Origin of the sequence: Streptomyces sp. NPDC059248 (genome assembly GCF_042753905.1) — a bacterium.
Classification (GTDB): domain Bacteria; phylum Actinomycetota; class Actinomycetes; order Streptomycetales; family Streptomycetaceae; genus Streptomyces.
This window is the reverse complement of sequence record NZ_JBHYZV010000112.1, coordinates 1-19,116: the sequence shown is the minus strand read 5'-3', so window position 1 is coordinate 19,116 and position 19,116 is coordinate 1. Positions and strand designations below refer to the sequence as shown.

General features: G+C 69.9%; 19 protein-coding genes and 2 pseudogenes. 14 read left to right on the top strand and 7 right to left on the bottom strand.

Annotation, left to right across the window (positions count from 1 at the left end):
• Positions 1–42 precede the first annotated feature (42 nt).
• Entirely contained in the window at positions 43–483 is a 441-nt protein-coding gene (locus tag ACFXG1_RS30740; RefSeq protein WP_384745473.1) for a DoxX family protein, read from the bottom strand.
• A gap of 120 nt (positions 484–603) precedes the next feature.
• Here ACFXG1_RS30740 and ACFXG1_RS30735 point away from each other — a divergent pair, with 120 nt between their 5' ends.
• Complete coding sequence (locus tag ACFXG1_RS30735) at positions 604–1,191, top strand: TetR/AcrR family transcriptional regulator (RefSeq protein WP_384717568.1); 588 nt, start codon at positions 604–606, stop codon at positions 1,189–1,191.
• A gap of 159 nt (positions 1,192–1,350) precedes the next feature.
• Here the strand turns inward: ACFXG1_RS30735 and ACFXG1_RS30730 are convergent, their stop codons facing one another.
• Positions 1,351–2,715 carry a VWA domain-containing protein gene (locus tag ACFXG1_RS30730; RefSeq protein ID WP_384717551.1) on the bottom strand — a complete coding sequence of 455 codons (1,365 nt, stop codon included), beginning with the start codon at positions 2,713–2,715 and terminating at the stop codon, positions 1,351–1,353.
• Positions 2,716–3,204: 489 nt separating this feature from the next.
• Here ACFXG1_RS30730 and ACFXG1_RS30725 point away from each other — a divergent pair, with 489 nt between their 5' ends.
• From ACFXG1_RS30725 to ACFXG1_RS30710, 4 genes are all read left to right on the top strand, one after another.
• Positions 3,205–3,819: a hypothetical protein gene (locus ACFXG1_RS30725; protein WP_384717554.1), complete on the top strand. Its 615-nt coding sequence runs from the start codon at positions 3,205–3,207 to the stop codon at positions 3,817–3,819.
• Positions 3,820–4,076: 257 nt separating this feature from the next.
• The gene (locus ACFXG1_RS30720) at positions 4,077–4,913 is read left to right on the top strand and encodes a helix-turn-helix domain-containing protein (protein WP_384717557.1); all 837 of its coding nucleotides are present in this window, start codon (positions 4,077–4,079) and stop codon (positions 4,911–4,913) included.
• A gap of 83 nt (positions 4,914–4,996) precedes the next feature.
• Positions 4,997–5,464, top strand: coding sequence for a cupin domain-containing protein (locus tag ACFXG1_RS30715; protein WP_384717560.1), 468 nt, complete (start codon positions 4,997–4,999; stop codon positions 5,462–5,464).
• Positions 5,461–6,180 (top strand): SGNH/GDSL hydrolase family protein, encoded by a 720-nt coding sequence (locus ACFXG1_RS30710; RefSeq protein ID WP_384745470.1) that lies wholly within the window; start codon positions 5,461–5,463, stop codon positions 6,178–6,180. Before ACFXG1_RS30715 ends, ACFXG1_RS30710 begins: the two co-directional genes overlap by 4 nt.
• A 388-nt stretch (positions 6,181–6,568) precedes the next feature.
• Here ACFXG1_RS30710 and ACFXG1_RS30705 read toward each other — a convergent pair whose 3' ends face one another.
• On the bottom strand, positions 6,569–7,159 hold the full coding sequence (locus tag ACFXG1_RS30705) for a TetR/AcrR family transcriptional regulator (protein ID WP_384745468.1): 591 nt from the start codon (positions 7,157–7,159) through the stop codon (positions 6,569–6,571).
• Between the two features lie 112 nt (positions 7,160–7,271).
• Between ACFXG1_RS30705 and ACFXG1_RS30700 the strand changes: the two genes are divergently transcribed.
• Positions 7,272–8,258, top strand: coding sequence for a saccharopine dehydrogenase (locus ACFXG1_RS30700; protein WP_384745466.1), 987 nt, complete (start codon positions 7,272–7,274; stop codon positions 8,256–8,258).
• Positions 8,259–8,602: 344 nt separating this feature from the next.
• On the opposite strand, the gene ACFXG1_RS30695 is transcribed toward ACFXG1_RS30700, so the two are convergent.
• The gene (locus ACFXG1_RS30695) at positions 8,603–9,313 is read right to left on the bottom strand and encodes a tectonin domain-containing protein (protein ID WP_384719101.1); all 711 of its coding nucleotides are present in this window, start codon (positions 9,311–9,313) and stop codon (positions 8,603–8,605) included.
• 396 nt (positions 9,314–9,709) lie between these two features.
• On the opposite strand from ACFXG1_RS30695, the gene ACFXG1_RS30690 reads away from it, so the two are divergent.
• The 3 genes from ACFXG1_RS30690 (at position 9,710) to ACFXG1_RS30680 (ending at position 12,582) form a co-directional block, all read left to right on the top strand.
• A complete protein-coding gene (locus tag ACFXG1_RS30690; protein ID WP_384719099.1) occupies positions 9,710–10,150 on the top strand; it encodes a hypothetical protein in 441 nt (146 codons plus the stop codon).
• 512 nt (positions 10,151–10,662) lie between these two features.
• Positions 10,663–11,535 (top strand): NAD(P)-dependent oxidoreductase, encoded by an 873-nt coding sequence (locus ACFXG1_RS30685; RefSeq protein WP_384719097.1) that lies wholly within the window; start codon positions 10,663–10,665, stop codon positions 11,533–11,535.
• A gap of 777 nt (positions 11,536–12,312) precedes the next feature.
• The gene (locus ACFXG1_RS30680; RefSeq protein ID WP_384707309.1) at positions 12,313–12,582 is read left to right on the top strand and encodes a hypothetical protein; all 270 of its coding nucleotides are present in this window, start codon (positions 12,313–12,315) and stop codon (positions 12,580–12,582) included.
• A 182-nt stretch (positions 12,583–12,764) separates the two neighbouring features.
• Here the strand turns inward: ACFXG1_RS30680 and ACFXG1_RS30675 are convergent, their stop codons facing one another.
• Together ACFXG1_RS30675 and ACFXG1_RS30670 are read right to left on the bottom strand one after the other, a co-directional pair.
• Entirely contained in the window at positions 12,765–13,460 is a 696-nt protein-coding gene (locus ACFXG1_RS30675; protein ID WP_384707306.1) for an IMP cyclohydrolase, read from the bottom strand.
• A 124-nt stretch (positions 13,461–13,584) separates the two neighbouring features.
• The gene (locus tag ACFXG1_RS30670) at positions 13,585–13,806 is read right to left on the bottom strand and encodes a hypothetical protein (RefSeq protein ID WP_384707303.1); all 222 of its coding nucleotides are present in this window, start codon (positions 13,804–13,806) and stop codon (positions 13,585–13,587) included.
• Positions 13,807–14,341: 535 nt separating this feature from the next.
• Between ACFXG1_RS30670 and ACFXG1_RS30665 the strand changes: the two genes are divergently transcribed.
• The 4 genes and pseudogenes from ACFXG1_RS30665 to ACFXG1_RS30650 all read left to right on the top strand — a co-directional run bounded on the left by ACFXG1_RS30665 (position 14,342) and on the right by ACFXG1_RS30650 (position 18,126).
• Positions 14,342–14,623, top strand: a complete 282-nt coding sequence (locus ACFXG1_RS30665) for a hypothetical protein (RefSeq protein WP_384707301.1) — start codon at positions 14,342–14,344, stop codon at positions 14,621–14,623.
• A 457-nt stretch (positions 14,624–15,080) separates the two neighbouring features.
• Entirely contained in the window at positions 15,081–16,499 is a 1,419-nt protein-coding gene (locus tag ACFXG1_RS30660) for a DEAD/DEAH box helicase (RefSeq protein WP_384707298.1), read from the top strand.
• An 81-nt stretch (positions 16,500–16,580) separates the two neighbouring features.
• Positions 16,581–16,919: a thioredoxin family protein gene (locus ACFXG1_RS30655; RefSeq protein WP_384707295.1), complete on the top strand. Its 339-nt coding sequence runs from the start codon at positions 16,581–16,583 to the stop codon at positions 16,917–16,919.
• 88 nt (positions 16,920–17,007) lie between these two features.
• Positions 17,008–18,126: pseudogene (locus ACFXG1_RS30650) on the top strand (IS630 family transposase).
• 21 nt (positions 18,127–18,147) lie between these two features.
• Here ACFXG1_RS30650 and ACFXG1_RS30645 read toward each other — a convergent pair.
• Positions 18,148–18,456 (bottom strand): immunity 53 family protein, encoded by a 309-nt coding sequence (locus ACFXG1_RS30645; protein ID WP_384707292.1) that lies wholly within the window; start codon positions 18,454–18,456, stop codon positions 18,148–18,150.
• Between the two features lie 122 nt (positions 18,457–18,578).
• On the opposite strand from ACFXG1_RS30645, the pseudogene ACFXG1_RS30640 reads away from it, so the two are divergent.
• Positions 18,579–19,028 (top strand): annotated as a pseudogene (locus ACFXG1_RS30640) (transposase); the annotation flags it as partial.
• Positions 19,029–19,116: the final 88 nt, after the last annotated feature.

The window sequence follows — 19,116 nt, the reverse complement described above, 5'->3', positions numbered from 1 at the left end:
GGTCCGGGCAGCACACGGCCGGAGTCCGCCGGTGCCGGCGCGTCACACGGCGGCGGCCACGGCGGCGGCGACGAAGACCACCTGCAGGATCGTGCGGGGGACGAGCGGAGTGACGGGACGTCCGCCGAGTGTCAGGTTGCGGCGGGCCGCGGACACGTTCGCCGGGAACATGGCGAGCATCAGCAGCGCCAGCCCGGTCGCGGCGGCGGGAGCGACCGAGGGGAACAGAAGCCCGGCGGCGCCGGCCAGTTCCAGCACTCCCGTGATGGTGATCAGCAGCTCCGGGCGCGGCAGGGCGGCGGGGACCATCGCGGCCATGTCGCGGCGCCAGCCGGGCACGAAGTGTGGCACACCGGTGGTCACGAACATCACGGCCAGACCGCCGCGGAGCGCCGGCTGCCAGGCGTCGAGCGCGTCGATACCGGCCAGGCCCAGCAGACGCAAGCCGGTGAACCCTCCGAGCAGGGCGATCAACGGAATCATCCTTCCCCCCATCTTTTCCATGCCAAGATTGGGGGAGGGGCGCTATCTTGTCAATGCAAAGACCGGGAAGGGTCCCGCTCGGCCCCACGGCCCACCCTCGGCACCCAGGAGGCGAGACAGATCCACCAGGCGACCTACCACCACGGCGACCTGCGGCGCACCCTCATCGACGCCGCCCTCCAGGCCATCGACGAATCCGGCCCCACCGGCTGGAGCCTGCGCGAGCTGGCCCGCCGCGCGGGCGTCTCCCACGCCGCACCCGTCCACCACTTCAAAGACAAGACCGGACTCCTGACAGCGGTGGCCGCCGAAGGATACGAACTGTTCGCCGACGCCCTGGAACAGGCCTCCGGCGACTTCGTCGAAGCAGGAGTCGCCTACGTGTCCTTCGCCGTACGCCACCGCGCCTACTTCGAGGTCATGTTCCGGCCGGAGCTGTTCCGGGCGGACGATCCCCGCACGGCGGCCGCCCGCGACCGGGCGCGCCGACTGCTCACCGAAGGCGCGCGCACCCTCTCGCCCGATCCCGCGCACGACCGGATCGCGGCCGTCACCGCCTGGTCCACCGCCCACGGCCTCGCCGCCCTATGGCTCGACGGAGCCCTCCCCGAAGCCACCGAGGAGAACAGCGACCCGGAATCCACCGCCCGGTCGGTGTTGCGACACCTGCGCCTGGCCCCTCCGCGCGAACACCCCACCACCCCCTGAGACGCACCGGCGAAAACCCCTGGCAGACACCCCGGCGCCCCCTCGACCCCAGAGACGGATACGGGCACTCGCCGAGGCGGACGTGCCCTTTCGGGCCCTGGTGCGGGACGTGCACACATCGCCGAAGTCCCGCACCACATCACTTCGACCGCCGGGTCGTCACAGAATGCCGGCCTGGCCGGCGGAGGCGACCCACGAAGGGAACTCGGAAAGCAACTTGTCGTAGAGCTCCGAGTCGGGAACGCGTTCGATGTCGTCGACCTCGAAGAAACCGACGTTGTCGACACGGCGGCCCTGCATGGTGTCGAGCCGCGACAGGACTCCGTAGTCCGACCGTCCCAGCCCCACGAACTGCCAGAACACCGGCTCTTCAACCGCCTCTCGCAGTTCCCGCTCGATCTCGGCGTTGCGGTGGACACCACCATCGGAGAAGAACAGCACCAGAGTGGGAACGGAAACCGGGTGGCGCCGAACGAACTCACGGATTTCGGCGATCACCTTCTGTTCCTCGTTCTGGATACCGATATCACGCATATCCACCTGACCGGCCACAAGGCCCCTCCGTGACTTCCGCCGGAAGAGGCCTATCTGCCCGACACGGACATGGAGCCTCAACCACTCCGGCAGTTCCCCCGGCGTCAGATCCGGCAGTCGGGCCGGATTCGTCGCGAACGTCCACGCCTGCATCTCGCCGTCGTCGTCCAGCTGCGCGGCCACCGCGGCCATCCGCTCCACCACATCGGCCACCGTGCCCCGCGTATAGAGGCCCGCCATGGAACCGGACGCGTCGAGGGCCAGGACGACGCGTGCCTCGATCCCGGTCGCCCGGTGCTTGCGGAGACTGACGGCCACCTGCTCCTTGCGCAACGACAGACGCTTGCGCATATCGACCGGCAGCCGCTCCTCTCCCTTCACGATCCTCGGACCACCCGCGGCAGGGGTCTCGGATACCGGAGCCACGAGGAGGTCGGTGCCGCCCGGCGGCCGGGGCTCCTCGTCGACGCTGATCCCGAAGTCGGTCGCGAGCCCGGCGAGCCCCGAGTCGTACCCCTGCCCCACCGCGCGGAACTTCCACTGCCCACCCCGCAGATACAGTTCACCCCCGATGAACGCCGTCTCGGTCGTGGCCTCCATCTCGAACCGCGCGAGCTCCGCCCGCGTCCCGGCGTCCAGCAGCCGCAGCGTCAGTGCCGACAGCTGACCGAACTCCCCGCCGTCCGCCGACGCGGCCAGCACGACCCGCTCGATATCGCGCTCCAACCGGCCCAAATCCACCTCAAGGATGTCGCACACCATGCCGGACACCTGCTGCTTCCCCCGGTGGAGTGCGGCGCCGGAGGCATGCGCCGGCTGGTTGTAGAAGACGAAGTCCCCGTCACCGCGTACCCGTCCATCGCCACTGAGCAGCAGCGCCGAGGCGTCAGCGGTCGGTATGCCGGGTCGATGAGCCCACGAGAGCACCGCGTGCACCACCGTGGAATCAACGGGTAGGTTCGCACCCTTGTTCAGGGAAGTCGCTGTCATGAGCCCAGTCTGCCCAGCCGCACAGAGATCCGACAAAGCCCCGGAACCCGCCCCCACCGGCGACAATGCCCGCCCCGTGCCACAGCATGCCGGGAACGCGTCATGCGGGCGTGGTATCCGCCCTGCACCTCCCGGCCTGCGGCTTCGCCGGGCGAGTGAATGCGAAGCGTGTCGGCCACGGGCCCTCGACCCCCCGGTCTACGGTGGATCCGAAGTACAGCGCCGCGTCATCCCGAGCGAGTAGCCCAGGCGCCGTCGTCGAAGTCGTCGGGGAAGCCGCCCCGTACGGCTTCACCCGCGAGGAGCGGCACATGAATCCCACATCAACGGCGATGGGCGGCCTCCGCGGCACCCGACGCCGTACGACCCCGACGGACCATGCGAACTGATCCGCCACCGGGCCCGGGCCGGAACGAGGGAGGCGCGGGCGGCAGGAAGTCGCGGGGGCCGGGGCCGAGACGTGCTGCCCACACGGAGAGCCGCTGGCCGATGGCCGCGGCGGTCATCGCTTCCGCGGCGCTCACCCTGCTCCTGCCCGACGACCTCCGGCTCGGCCCCCGGTGGGCGCTTCCCCTCGCCGAAGGCCTGCTGCTGGTGGCGCTGGTCTCGGGAGACCCCGGACGGATCAGCCGCCGCTCCACCATCCTGCGCTCAGTGGCGGTCGCCCTGGTCGTCGTGCTCGCGGGCAGTGCCCTCTGGTCGACCGTCCAGCTGATCGACGACCTCATCCACGGCGGGACCGAGACCAACTCCGCCGATGCCCTCCTGCTGGTCGGCGGCAGCGTCTGGGTCTCCACCGTTCTCGCCTTCTCACTCCTGTACTTCGAACTCGACAGCGGTGGCCCGGCCGCCCGGGCCCATCACATGCCCCCCACCCCGGCGCTCGCCTTCCCCCAACAGCTCAGCCCCGAACTGAACGCCCAGCACTGGCGCCCGCGCTACGTCGACTACCTCTATCTCGGATTCACCAACTCCACGGCGCTGAGCCCCACCGACGTGATGCCACTCGCCCCCTGGGCCAAGATCATTATGGCGGTCCAGTCGATTCTCTCCCTCATGATCCTGGGACTCGTCATTGCCCGGGCCGTGAACGTCCTGGCCTGAAAGGGCGCCCGGCTCTGGGCGCTGCCTGCCCGGCCTCGACTCGGCGTGGCCGCAGAAGACCTGGCCCGGTGAGTCGCCGTGCTCCGCCGAGACACAGCCCGGATCCCGCGCGGCCGCGACTCACCGCTCACTCTGCCGGTCCATGGTCGGGAGCGTGCCGGCGGGGCCCGGACCGTTGAGCCCGTTCATCGCCGTGCGTCCGGCGGCGATCCGACGTAGGAGTCGGTCCCGGCTCACCGGTTCGTACACTGACGAGAGTGGAAGACGATACGGCCACCGAGGTCGATGCACGTCCGGCGCCCGCCTTGCGGCGTTACGTCCGCTCGTATGTCGGCTTCGACCTTCGCGGCTTCCCGTCGGGGGTGCACTGCGGTCCGCCGGGCCGCGTGCTCACCGCGGTGATCAGCCTGTCCGGTCCTCTGGAGGTGGCGGCGGGTGTCGACGACGGGTCACCGGTCACCCGGTTCGACAGCGTGGCCGGCGGTCTGATGTGCCGGTCCGTCGCGATCCACCACGACGGACGCCAGCAAGGTGTGCAGGTGTCGCTGACACCACTCGGAGCCCGCGCCGTCTACGGCGTACCCGCCGCCGCGCTCGCCCATCTGCTGGTCCCGCTCGACGAGCTCCTCGGAACGCTCGGCGCCGAGCTGGTCGACCGGCTCCGAGCGGCGACGACATGGGCCGCGCGGTTCGCCGTCCTGGACGAGCTGCTGCTGCGAGCCGTCGCCCGCGGCACCGGCGGCGACCGCTTGCCCCGGGTGCGCCCCGAGGTGGCCGAGGCCTGGCGCCGCCTCGTCGCGGCGCGGGGCCGCGTCCGGGTCGGGGCGGTTGCCGCAGAGCTGGGCTGGAGCCGTCGATACCTCACCGAGCGGTTCCGCGGCGAGGTGGGCCTGTCGCCGAAGACCTTCACCCGGGTTCTCCGCTTCGAGTACGCCCACGAACTGGCGACGGCGCACGCCCCGCTTCCGTGGGCCGATGTGGCGACCGCCTCCGGCTACGCCGACCAGCCCCATCTGGTCCGGGAGTGGCGCGAGTTCACGGGCCGATCGCCGACGGCCTGGCGCCGCGGCGAAGTCCTCCTGGGGACCGGATAGCCGCCGGCCGGCTGCCCGTCGCGCCGGTTTCCGTTCCCTTTCGTTCAAGACCATTCGACGGCCGTCCTGTGACGATCGTCGGCATGAGACTCATCAACCACGCACGCAACGCCATCGACCTGCGGACCACCCCCGTACACCTCGGGCTGGGATCGAGAGCGCAACCCGTCGAGGGCTTCGCCTGGGACCCGGAGGTACTCCGGGCCTACAGCGCCGCGGTCGCGGCGGACGGCGCCGAGGGCCGACTGGTCACGATCTTCGACGGCGACGGCCCCAGCGACCATGAGGAGCGCCACCCCGCCGGCGACGAACTCGTCGTCTGCCTCACCGGGTCGGTGACGGTCACCCGCGACACGGACGGGGTACCCGACCGCGTGGTGCTCGGACCGGGCGAGGCCACCGTCAATCCGGCCGGGACATGGCACGCGGTCGACATGGCGGGACCGGCGTCCATCCTGACCATCACCGCAGGCCTCGGCACCGACCACCGCCCCCGCACCGCCCCCCACCCGACCGGGCACGTCGGCACGCCCGGCCCGCAAACGCCGTGACGACACGTGTCGCATGCCTCGGCGACAGCCTCACCCGCGGACAGCTCAGCGTCGACTACCTGGACCTTCTCGAACGACGCCACCCTCCCGGCGACGTGCGACTCGCCCGCTTCGGGGCCAACGGCGACTTCGCCTACAACCTCTCACGGCGCCTCGACGCCGTCGTCGCGGACCCGCCCGATGTGATCACCGTGCTGATCGGCACCAACGACGCCCGAGCGAGCCTTGCCGACTACCCCGTAGAGCGGGCCATGAAGCGCAAACGACTCCCCGAGCGCCCGTCACCCGGCTGGTTCCAGCAGTGCCTGGGGGCCGTCGTCGAACGGCTGCGAACGGAGACCGACGCGACCATCGGCCTGCTGTCGCTCCCGGTCCTCGGCCAGCAACTCGACGGAGCGGCGGCACAGGCATCGCAGGCGTACAGCCGGATGATCGCCGAGGTCGCCACCACCAACCGGGCGACCTACCTCCCGCTCCACGAACGCCAGATCGAGGAACTGCGCCAAGCGGACCCACCGCCGATCCCGTACCGAGATCCGACGCCCGCCGCGAGCATCGGCGTCCTCGTCCGGCACGCCGTGCTGCGCAGCAGCCTCGACACGATCTCACGGCGCCGCGGTCTCGTCCTCACGACCGACCACATCCACCAGAACAGCCGCGGCGCCGCACTTGTCGCCGAGGTCATCGACACCTGTCTGCCACCCCGGAGCACGTAGCCGACTCCGTCGGCGGCCCCTTTGAGGCCTGTTCGGTTTCCCCTCCTACCGGGAGCCGTCCCCTGGCGGGCCGCCGGCACGGGCGACTGCGGGCACGGTGGTGGTCTTCGGCCATGAGATGGAAGCGCAGCAACCCCGTACTCCTGACTTCGGGGCATCGCCGCCCGGGCGTCGACGGGCCCCCGGCAGCCCGACTGAAGGGTCCCTGACCCCGTCGACCCGGACGCCACGGCCATTCCGCTCCGGTCCACTTGTTCGTGCTTCAGTTGGACGAGCCGGGGTCTGGTGACACGGCTCAGCGGTACTGCCGCGGGAGGACGGTTGTCCGCCGGCACAGACGATGGCGGGGGAGGCGGTGTGCGCCCGGCTGCGGCTGCGCCGGCGCACTCTAACGGCCGGTCCCGGCGTCGAGCCCGCTCAGGATCAGGCCGGTCAACGCGGTGACCGCTTCGCCGTCGGTGACCCGTTCCCGGTTCAGCTCGGCGGCGATCGCCTCGGCCGCACCCAGCAGGCCGACGCACCGCAGCCGGAGGGCTTGGGGTGCGAGGCCGGAGTGCGGCAGCAGCGCGGTGGCCATCAGGTCCGCGTAGCTGTCGGTCAGCTCGTGCTGGATCGCCTCCATCTCCGGGTTTCCTTTGAGCGCGGCGGAAACGGCGCCGAGCTCCGGCATGTCGGTGGCGCAGGCGAAGTAGGCGGTGCTGATGACGCGGGCGACCTCGCCGGCGCCGGGTGCGGAGTCCCGCAACGCCCGCGTGATCGCGGCCCGGTGGCGTTCGTCGAGTCGTCGGTGGAGCGCGAGGAGCAGGCCGGGGCGAGTGGCGAAGTGGTCGTAGGCGATCGGTCTGCTCACCCCGGCTTCCTCCGCGAGGGTAACCAGCGTCAGGCCATCGGCGCCCCGGGCGCGCACGATCGCCGCAGCGGTGTCGAGCAACTGCTCCCGCCTGGCCTGCTTGGACAGACGGGTCGGTGTGGTGGCCATGGCCCTCCCTTGCGTTCCCATTCCAATCTAAGCTACAAAACGTAGGCTACAAAATGTAGCTTCTTGGATGTGAGGGGAACCCGCAGTGGGACAGCCGGAATCAGTACTGATCTTGGGCGGAACGGGCCAGGCAGGCAGGGGGGCCGCCGCCCTCCTGCGCCGATGGCACCCAACACTGCCGCTGACCATCGCGGGCCGCGACATCGATCGCGCACAGCGGGTGGCCGGCGAACTCGGCGCCGCAACGGCCACCACCATCGACCTGCGGCGCAGCGATCTCGGCCTCCCGGCCGACGGCCGCTACTCGGCGGTGGTCGCCGCGCTCTGGGACGATCGCCTGCACGGGCTGCGCTATGCGCAGCATCGCGGACTGCCGTACCTCAGCATCTCCAGCGGCCTGGTGGACATCGCGCCGGAGGCCGTCGCGGGCGCCCAGCGGGCAAACGCCGCGCCGATCCTGGTGGCCAGCCACTACTGCGCCGGCACCGTCGTCCTCGCGGCACTGCACTCGGCCCGGCAGTTCGACCGGATCGACACCATCCGGATCAGCGCCGTACTGGACGAACTGGACACCGGCGGGCCCGCGGGAATAGCGGACCTGCAACGCTGGTCCACTGCCACCACCGCGGGGCTCGTACGCCGGGACGGCATCTTCACCTGGGTCACCGGTCCCGACGCACAGGCAACCGTGCGCAGTACCGACGGCACCGACCTGCCCGGCCAGAACATCGCCATCCTCGACGTACCGAGCCTCGCCCTCGCGACGGACGCGCCCAACGTCCGCTTCGCCTTCGCCGTCGGCGAATCCGCAGGCCGACGCCGCGGCGAACCCGCTTCCTTCGAGGTCCGGATCGACCTCGAAGGGACAGACCGAAGGGATGCTCCGATCAGTACGAGCCGCTACCTGGTCCATCCGGCAGGGCAGCGCCCCCTGACCGCGACCGGCATCGCCCTCGGCGTCGAGCGATTGCTCGGTCTGCGCGGCGAAGCCGTCGCACCGGGCATTCACACCCCCGAGGCGCTGATCGACCCGGCCCATGCGGTCGAGCGGATGGCTCAGACCGGCGCCGTCTTCACCGGCGCGCCCGGCGACAGCTGAGCCTCACTTCAGAAGAACCGCACCCAACTCGTTCCGCGGCCGAGCCTCCACGGCATGGACAGCACCCCGGCCGGCATCCCGGTGGGTCCGGCGACCAGACGGTCGGTCACCGGCCGCCACCATGCTTCGTCGAGCGCCCTGCCGGCCGGCTACTCCCGGTCGTCTCTGTGGCCGACGGGTTCGACGGCGATACGGGCGGCGCCCACCGCCGCCGAGGTCGCGCCGTCGGCTCGGTCTCCCCGCCGACGCTGATACGCCCCGCCCGTGGAGCTGCGGCTGACTCGGTACACCCGTGCGGGCCTCCGGCCGGTCAGGTCGGGGCCCGCACGGACGGTGGGGCGGGGTCAGCTGGGCTGGTCGCCCGTGTAACGGTAGATCTCGCCTGCGGTGTTGATGTGCCATGCGGTGCCGTCGGCTCCGGCGGCGATGTCGGTGGCGGTGCCGGGGATCTTGACCCAGGGATTGCCGCCGCCGGCGTCGTTATTGGTGTACCGGTAGATGCTGCCGGCCGGGTCGATGCCCCACACGTTGGTCCGGGAGCCCACCGCGATGCGCTTGAGGCTGCCGTTGACGCTCTTCCACACGTTCGAGCTGTCCTGGTCCCCGGTGTACCGGAAGACCTGGTTCCCGCTGTTGACGCCCCAGACGGTGCCGTCGGCGCCCGCGCCGATATCGCTCAGCGTCCCGGGGATCTTGATCCAGGGGCTGGCGTCGTGGTTGGTGTACCGGTAGACCGCGCCGGCGGAGTCCACGCCCCACACGTTCGTCCGGGAACCCGCGTCGATACGGACCAGGCTCCCGCTGATGCCCACCCAGTTCGTCGTGCTCTGGTCCCCGGTGTACCGGTAGATCTGGTTGCCGCTGTTGACGCCCCAGACGGTGCCGTCCGAAGCGGCGCCGATGTCACTCAGACCCCCGGGGATGCTGATCCAAGGACTGCCGTCGTAGTTGGTGTAGTGGTAGACGGCGCTTGCCGCGTTCACGCCCCACACCGTCGTCCTGGATCCCGCCGAAATGGCCGTGAGACTGCCCGCGACCTTCACCCAATCCGCCATGCCGAGAACTCCCCTTCCTCGCAACGGTCAGTGGCCGCCATCCTCCGCGAAGACACGGGCTCGCAGGCAGCTGAGTTCCTGCCCCGCCCGCAAACAAGCCAGCGAAGTCGGTGTTTGAACTCCTGCCGCCTGTCAGGGCGAGGGCGGTAGCAGCCCGGCTGGGAGCATTTCGGCTCAAAGCGCTGTCCCACTCGCGGGGGATCGACACAGGCACCGGCTCATGCCTTCCGTCTTGGACGGTCCGCCGGCCGCCCGCGCCCCGCCGACAGCCTTGCAGCCCGGACCGTTCCCGAGTTGCTCGGACTATTTAGTCCTCTGTTCTACGGTCGTGTCCGGTTCTGGGACGCTCCGGGACCCTGATGGGAGGGTGGCGGCCTGGCACGCTAGTTTGCTGGGATGAGTCTCCTTGACGACGTGGCCGAGCGCGACGGCTGGCGGTGCTGGGTATGTGACGAACCGGTCGATCCCGACGAGTCGGTGAACGACCCGCGGGGGCCCAGCGTCGACAGCCGGACCGCCAACCGGAAGGCCAAGGTGGCCGAGCGGCTGGCGCACCGCGGGTGCAATACCCGCAAGGGTGCGGTCAAAGTAGTCATCGCCTGGCCGGAGCGCCTGTACGTGGTCGAACCCGCTCCGCTGATCGCCGTTGCCGACAGGCTGGAGCGCAAGGGAGGGCGCGAGGTGGTGGGCCGTTGTCCGACCAGGAAGGACGCCCAAGAGACGGCGGACTGGCTGGTCGACCGGTTCTCCCGACTGCTACCAGGAGTGCCTGTGACCGCAGGTATCGAGACGGGCGGCGGCCAGTTCCTGGTCATCCTGACAACCGGCCGCCGCTGATCGGGGTCACCCGTACAGGGGTGTCCCAAGGCCCGCAGCACCGGTTGGGTTATCGAGCGCGGTCAACCGGACACCACCCTCTCCACGGGATCAGTGCGCGCGACACATGCGCCGTCCAAGGAGGGTTGAACGAGATCCCCTCGGACGGCCGGTGCGTGCAGACGTACGCCGCCGCCCTTCGGTAGAAAACCGTTTGTTCCGGGGAACTGCCCGGGTCGCCCCTCCACAGGCGGTCAGCGCCAGTAGATCCCATGGTCACGCTGCCGTCGGCTTCTGTGACGACATCCGCACAGGATGGTCGCCGGCCTTCGCGAAGAGCTCTCCTCTGCCGGGGAGCGGTCTCGCTGTGCCGGGATGCGCGCCGTGCCGAGCCCGTGCGCCGTCGTTCCGGTTCTGGAGCGCGTGGCTGCGCATCACCGACGTGATGACACCACTAAATAGAGCGTTCCTTCTAGTGATGCGCTAGCCTGCAACTTGTTAGAACGATCCATCTAGAAAGTCAGGGATACTTCATGCCGAAGCAGTCGGTCACCCTCATCGGTCTCGGTCCGATGGGACAGGCGATGGTCAGCGCCTTACTCGCAGGCGGTCATGAGGTGACCGTCTGGAACCGCACCGAGAGCAAGGCCGAGGGTGTGGTGTCCAAGGGCGCCGAGCTCGCCCCCACCGTGGCCGACGCCCTGAAGGCGAACGACCTGGTGATCCTGAGCCTGACGGACTACTCCGCGATGTACACGATCCTCGGCGACGCCGCCGACGCGCTGACGGGCAAGACGGTGGTCAACCTCAGCTCGGACACCCCGGACAAGACCCGCGCCGGCGCCAAATGGATCGAGAGCCACGGCGGCCGGCACGTCACCGGCGGCGTGAACGCCTCGCCCACCGGGATCGGCGCCCCGGAGTCCTTCACCTTCTACAGCGGCCCCAAGGACGTCTTCGAGTCGGTCCAGGAGACCCTGCGGGTCCTCTCCAGGACCGACTACAAGGGCGAGGACCCGGGCCTTGCCGCCCTGTACTACCAGCTTCAGCTGGACGTCTTCTGGACCACGGTGACCTCGTGGCTGCACGCCCTGGCGGTGGCCGACGCCAACGGCATCAAGGCCGAGGACTTCCTGCCCTACGTCTCACCCCAGCTGGCCCAGATGCCCGCCTTCATCGGCTACTACTCGGGCCGGATCGACGCGGGCAACTACGCCGGTGACATCGAGCGCCTGTCCATGGCGGTGGCCAGCATCGACCACGTCGTGGAGACCGCCAGGGACTCCGGCGTCGACACCTCGCTGCCCGCCAAGATCCTGGAGATCTTCCAGCGGGGCATCGCGGACGGCCGCTCCGAGGACAGCGCCACCAGCCTGGTCGAAATCTTCAAGAAGGCCTCGGCGTAAGGCGCTTCACCACAGCCGGGCCTTGCCACCGGCATACGGCCCTCAGCGGCGCACACCGTCACGGGTGTGCGCCGCGAGCGCTCATGCGCCTCCCTTCGTCCATTCGCCCACCGGAGGCCGGAGATCAGCCGGACCGGATACCGGCCCGCGATCTCCGGCGGCACACCTGCCCACCAGCTCGGCCTCTTCGAGCGTGTGGATCATTCAGAGCAGCACCTGCCGGCGGGCGAAGGCGTCGGCTGCCGCCGCGGCCCCAATGTCGAGAAAGCGGCAGGCCGTACCCAGCGCCGTGGTGGCGGTCACCACCGCCCCCCGCCACCTCGTGTGCCCGTGTCGCACACCGAGCCGCAGACCGCCTCCGGGGCCGCCCCGGCTCCGGCCGAGATGGCGCGGCCTCGGCCCTGAGCTCTGAACTCGCCCGGCGCTGGGTGCGCCGGTCACCGTGCACTGCCTGCCGCCGTCGGGCGGCCGTCGGGTCAGTGTCCACCGGCACGGCCTGGACGAGATCCTGGGCTTGGCGTTCCCCGACCACGACCTTCTGACTTTTCTGGTCGTCGGCTCCGGCGCCAGCAACCCGGGCAAACTCGTCTCAGGCACCGCCGAGGCCCTGGCTCCCGACCTCAGCCGCCGCAGCACCCCCGCCGAGGGCAGACTCTGCACCTTCCAATCCGTCGTCAACGGCGACGCCTGTCCCCGGAAGCTGGACTGCCACAACTGCCACAATTTCGTACTCTCCGGCGCCGACCTCTCTACTGGCGCTGCAAGCGGGAGCAGTGGATGTCGATCGCCGAACGGGCCCCCGACGACACCAATACCGACTACCTGCACAGAGTCTTCGATCCCACTGCCCGAGCCATCGAAGGACTGGAACGGGCTCCGTCCGGACTCGGCCTCCTGGACGACGCCCTCGCGCTCGACCGCCGGCGCCCCCAGGAATATTCCACCGCCTCTGGAGCACCGCCCTCCGCGCCTCCGACCTGGCCGGCAAGGAAGACGACGAGCAGAGCGAGTGCGCCGCCGAACTCGATGACGATGCCGAAGGAATGAGTGCATGAGCACCATCCCCGACCTCAAAGCATCCGCCACCTCTCCGGTCAGGAGGCCGCCCTGGAACGAGCACACACGTCCTCCGCCAGCTCCAGCGTGAGAAGACGCCAGTCACCATCGCAGCGGCCGCCCGGCGCGTCGCTGACGTCGAAGCCCGGCTCGCAGCCCCGCCAGGCGGGTGATCACACCCGCGTGGTGGCCTCGTGGCGGATGGCGGCATCGGCCAGCCGTCCGGGCTCGAAGACCGCCATCGCCACGCGGAACTCCGGGGCCAGCGCGGCCCACACCTCCTCCAGGAGCTCGTCCTGATCGGCTGCCGCGGTCCGGGCTTCGAGGAACGGCACGCCGGTAGCCACCCGGTGCCCGTCGGATCGGTACGTCGTCATCAGCACGGCATCCCCGGGAGCCAGATCCCGGACGGCGAGCGTCAGCACATTAGCCGCCGGCCTGCCACCAGCGCTTCGACGGGCGGCACCGAACCAGGTGTCGTGCCCCGAGCGCAGATCCGCCGCCACAGTGATGCGAGGCGTGAAGATCGGCGGATCAGGTTCGTACTCCAGGCCGGACATCGCCTCGGTCGCCGTTCGCCTCTTCTGCAGCCGGTCCGACACCACGGCGACCTGCTCTCCGTTGCCGAAGACCAGCCAGCCGCCCCGCTCACGAGCCGCGACGTAGTGCCGGAGCGGATCGTGGGCCAACTCCCCGGTCGGCGCGACGATGAGCTCTCCATCCCCTCGGCGCAGGACACGGGCCTTGGACGCCGCGCTGCGTCCGGTGAGGAAGTAGCCCCCGCACAACGCGCCACCCAGGGTCCTCGCCCACAGCACACCCCGCCCCGGGTAGCGATTACCTGCCACTACCTCATGCACCTGGTCCACAGGGACGCACACTCCTCTGCCGGTCGACTCAAGAACGAGATCTCCACGCACCGCTATCCAACCGGAGAGGCATCGGCTATCGACTACCGCCCCGACCGACAGCAGCACCGGGCCTTCCTGACGGTCATTCGGATGAGTAACACCAAAGGCCCCACTCATCCGTCATCACGGACATGTAGTCGAAACATTGCAGGTCCTGCGGCAGCAGCTGACCGGCGGACTCGACCAGGCGGGGCTCCCGGTTCTGGTGGTCGCCGACTTCGACTGCTCCGGCGAGGACATCGAACAGGATTGGGTCGCCCGGACGGGCTGCTGGAGCCGCACCGAGCGGGTCCTGCTCACCCACGACCAGGTCCAGCGGTACGGGCTGCCCGCGACCGAGGGCAAGAGCGGCGACCCACGTTGGCCGGCCTTCGCCCGCCGCTACGGCTTCGACCCCGCCCGGCCGGTTCAGTGGGAGGTGGAGCGCTGGAGCCGGACGAGCTCCGGCGCCTGGTCCTCGCCGCCGTCGCCCTGTAGATCGCCCGCGAGGAAGCGCAACGCCGCGCCTTGGCCGCCTTCCTCGACGGCTTGGGCGCGTCGGGCGGGGAGTGCTGGCCTCTCTCCACCGTGCGGAGCTGCTCCCAGTCGATGTCGGGGTGGCGGGGACGATCGCGTCGACAGAGGCGGTGGTGTAAAGGGCGACGGCAATCCGGTCCGCCGTCCGCTCTTGGACCCGCACCGCCGCCCTCCACCAACGCCGAGACCGACCTGCACGCCGAACGCGCCCGCTACGCCGCCGAACCAGGCTGACACTCCACGGACGGACCTCAGCTCCCGCGCGCCCCCGCGGTCGTCGTCGTCCACACCCCTCACACCCCCGCCCCCCTGGCGTAGGCGCGGTGCTGTCCTCCGCCCCGTCCGGCGACGCCCGCGCCTACCTCCCCCTCAACGGACACCTCCGCCTCATCACCGAGGACCACAACCAATGCCGCGCCTTTGACGGCCACGGGGACCGCAACACCTTCACCGCCTGCCTCGGCGCGGGCTGGGACAACAAGCAGACCGAAGAACGCTACGGCCCCCCGCAGTGGATACCGCCCCTGGACAGGCCCGCTCCCGACGGCTCCCGCTCACCAGCGACGGCGCCTACGAGCCCTACGGCGACGACGATCACGACCTGACCGACTACCTCACCAGCGCGCCCCGCACGTCCGCCCGGCAGCTGGTGGAGAACGCTGTCCGCCGGGCGCGGACAGCACCCGAGCCGTACGCGGACAACGCCACCGCTCCGCATCGCCCATCTGACCAGACGACGACCGGAGGGTCCTCCCTCCTCGACTTCGGCTGGCCCGACGACAGAGAGGCTGAAGCCAGCCCGGTTGCCCGTTCCCGGCTGAGCTGCAGGAGCTCCCGCAGCTCACTGACAAAGCCAGGCTTCGGCGGTCCCGGGCGGTGCGACATTCGCAGGGTGGTGATGTGGCGACGCTGAGAGCGACTCCGTCACCGGCCGGGCGGCGAGACGGCTGATACGAGTCCGACGCTGGTAAGATTGGGGCCACACTCGCAGACAACCAGGGCCCGTGCCGGACAAGGCACGGGCCCCGGCCTGTTCAGGGCACCGAAATGAGAAAGGACCCCATGAAGGCCAAGCAGCCGTCCTTCGGCCGCTCCGGACCAGGCAGGTCTGACCAGCAGAGGGCCCCGCAGGGCGAGCTCTCAGTGCCGGAGGCGTCGGCGCCCGGCCTTCCGCCGGCCGTGTCCTTCGCGGACCTGGAACTGCCGGTCGAGCTGATGAGGGTGCTGGCGGAGCTCGGAGTACGGGATCCATTCCCGATCCAGGCGGCCATCCTGCCCAGCGCGCTGGCCGGCCGGGACGTCCTGGGCCGCGCGCGCACCGGATCGGGGAAAACCCTTGCCTTCGGGCTGGCGCTCCTCGCCCGTACGGCGGGCCATCGCGCCGAACCGAAGCGTCCTCTCGCGCTCGTCCTGGTGCCGACGAGGGAACTCGCGCAGCAGGTGAGCGAGGTACTGGCTCCCTATGCGGAGGCGCTCGGACTACGGACGGTGACCGTGGTCGGCGGGCTGGCGATCAACCGGCAAGCGGCGGCGCTCCGGGCGGGTGCCGAGGTCGTGGTGGCGACGCCGGGACGACTGGCCGATCTCGTTGCCCGGCGGGACTGCCACCTGGACCGGGTACGGATCGCGGTGCTGGACGAGGCGGACCAGATGTGCGACATGGGCTTCCTGCCGCAGGTCACGCAGACCCTGGACCGGGTTCCCCACGGCGGGCAGCGGATGCTGTTCTCCGCGACGCTCGACCGGAACGTCGATCAACTGGTCCGGCAGCATCTGAGTGAGCCGGTGCTCGCCACGGTCGACCGGGCGGAGGGTTCGGTCGCGACGATGGAGCACCACGTGCTGAACGTCCATCCCGCCGACAAATACGCGACAGCCACCGAGATCGCGGCCCGGGAAGGGCGGGTGCTGATGTTCCTGGACACCAAGCACGCTGTGGATCAGTTCACCCGCCACCTGCGGAGCAGCGGCATCAAGGCAGGTGCTCTGCACAGCGGGAAGTCGCAGCCGCAGCGAACGCACACGCTGGCCCAGTTCAAGGACGGCGCCATCACGGTGCTGGTGGCCACCAACGTCGCTGCCCGTGGCATCCACGTCGAGCACCTGGACCTCGTCGTCAACGTCGATCCGCCCTCCGAACCCAAGGACTATCTCCACCGCGGCGGGCGCACCGCGCGTGCCGGCGAGTCCGGCAGCGTGGTCACACTGGTCACGCCCGGCCAGCGCCGGGACGTGAACCGGATGATGTCGGATGCCGGCATCCGCCCCACGGTCACCCAGGTTCGCTCCGGCGAGGAGCGGCTGACCACGATTACCGGCGCGAAGCGCCCGCCGGTGCAGGACAAAGCAAAGACCGGCAACGCGGCGTTCCGGGGCCTGGGCACCCACGCGGGCCGCCCGCCGAAGGAATCCCGAAAGGCTGCGGAGGCGCGCATGAGGGCAGAGGCCCGCAAGGCCGGCCGTGTGCGCAAGGCCCACTGACGGGCGGTGCTCGCCACCGCCGTCAGCAGACACAAGGAGGCACCCACTGCCTCACGTCGAGTGCAGCATCAAGGAGTGCCGATGGCAGACAGGATCCATCAACCCCAGGAGGACGCCGAGTTCGAGTTCATCCTGGCGAGAGCGGACGTCCCGGTACTCGCGTACTTCCACGGTGTGTGGCCCAAAGCCGTGGCAGCATGCAAGGAAATGGAGCCCCTGGTGCGGGAGGTGGCCGACGCCTACCAGGGGCGGCTGATCGTCGTGCGGGCCGACATCGCCAGGTGCCCCGGCCCCGTACGGCGGTACGGCGTCACCGGCGCGCCCTCCTTCGTGCTGATCGATCGGGGCGAAGCGACTGCAGCCGGGAGCGGCCCGACGGCCGGGGCCGCGCTCGGGGAGTTCCTGGACGCCCACCTGTGAGAGGTTGTTTCACCTAGTGCTGTGACCGCGAACCTTTGCCGGGTTGCTCGTTGTGCTGGTGACGACTTCGGCGGCACGGGGAGGCGGCATGGCAGCATCGGTGAGGGTTCGTGGACTGTCTGAGCAGGAGGGGCAAAGGCTGCGGCAGATCGTGCGGCGGGGCAGCACCAGCTCGGTGCGGTTCCGGCGGGCGACGATGCTGCTGGCCTCGTCCGGCGGCAGCACGGTCCCGGTGATCGCGCGGCTGGTGCAGGCGGACGAGGATACCGTGCGTGACGTGATCCACAAGTTCAACGAGATCGGGCTCGCATGCCTGGATCCTCGGTGGGCGTGAGGCCGTCCCCGCCTGCTCAACCGTGACGATGAGGACTTCGTCGTGGCGACGGCCACCACCCGCCCGACCAAGCTCGGCAAGCCCTTCACCCGCTGGTCGATCCGCAAGCTCGCCGATCACCTGTGCAGGAACATCGCCAGGCCCGTCCGGATCGGCCGCGAATCCCTGCGCTGCCTGCTGGCCCGCCGCGGGATCTCCTTCCAACGCACGAAGACCCGGAAGGACTCCCCGGACCAGGACTTCGACACCAAACTCGCCCGCATCGAGTACGCGATCAACGAGCGGCCGGACCGCACGTTCGCGTTCGACGAGTTCGGACCGCTCGGCATCCGCCCGACCGCCGGATCCTGCTGGCAGAAGCAAAGCCACCCTGACCGGCTGCCCGCCACCTACCGCCGCACCCACGGCATCACCTACTTCCACGGCTGCTACTCGGTCGGCGACGACCAGATGTGGGGCGTCACCCGACGCCGCAAGGGCATCGACCACACCTGGACGGCAATGCGCACGATCCGGGCCGCCCGCCCTGACGGCGCCCCCATCTACGTGATGCTCGACAACCTCTCCGCCAACACGAACCGGCGGATGAAACGGTGGGCGGCCAAGAACAAGGTCGAGCTGTGCTTCACCCCGACCTACGCCTCCTGGGCGAACCCCATCGAGGCCCACTTCGGACCGCTGCGGCAGTTCACCCTCGCCAACTCGAACCACCCCAACCACACCGTTCAGCCCCGGGTCCTGCACGCCTACCTGCGCTGGCGGAACGACAACGCCCGCCACCCCGACGTCCTGGCCGCCCAGCGACGCGAACGCGCCCGCATTCGCAGCGAGAAGAGCATCCGCTGGGGCGGCCGACCCGCGCTCGCAGCGTGACGGCCTCGCCAGGCACATCACTTACGGGACGCTCACCGTCGCCCAGACCCGGAACAGCGTGAGGGCCTCGGCCAGGTTGCCGGGCCCGCACGCGATACGAAACGCCCTCTCGGCCGTCCAGGCCATCACCCAGTCGTGCTCACTCCGAGTGACCTGCTGCTGGGGATACTCCCGGTCCGCCAAGTCCGTCTCCTCAAGATCAATCCTGACGGACCAGCCCGGGTTGTCGAGCGTCTCGATCTTCACGCCCCACTCGTGTTCCCAGTCGCCATCGCACCGTGAGGCGTACCAGCTCTGCAACCAGTCAAGAACATGCTCGGGTTCAGACATGGACGCAGATGCTAGGCGAACCGCGCGCGGACCGACCAACCCGGTGAACCTTCCCGGTCACAGCACTAGTAGGACTCCGTTAGGTCTTCCTGTCGGGCTTGTTCGGGAGCATGGTGGGTTGTGTGGATGCCTATGAAGTCGAGCGTGTCCGGGCGGAGTTAGGTGTGTTCGTGGCCGATGTGTTCGCGTCGGTTCCGCGTCGGGACCAGCGGGCGAAGGGTGCCTGCTACCTGCGGGGGCTGATGCTGGACGGCCGCCGCAAGTCCATCCAGGCCATGGCCGCCCGGCTGGCGGACGGCAATGAGCAGAATCTGCAGCAGTTCGTGAACCAGTCCACCTGGGACCCGGTGCCGGTGCAGCGGCGGATCTGTGAGCGGATGCTCCCGCTGATCGACCCGGCAGTGTGGATCATCGACGACGTGTCCGTGCCCAAGGACGGCCGTATGTCGGCCGGAGTGGCTCCGCAGTACTGCGGAGCGCTGGGCAAACGGGCCAACTGCCAGGTCGCGGTCACAGTCCACGCCGCAGCGGACACGGCCTGCTGTCCGCTGCAGTGGCGGCTGTTCCTTCCCTGCCCCGAGCAGGGCGTCGGCCTTCTCCCGGCGCGCGGTTCCACCCGGCTTCGATGAACGGCTGCAGCACGTCCAGAGCCCGTTCGTC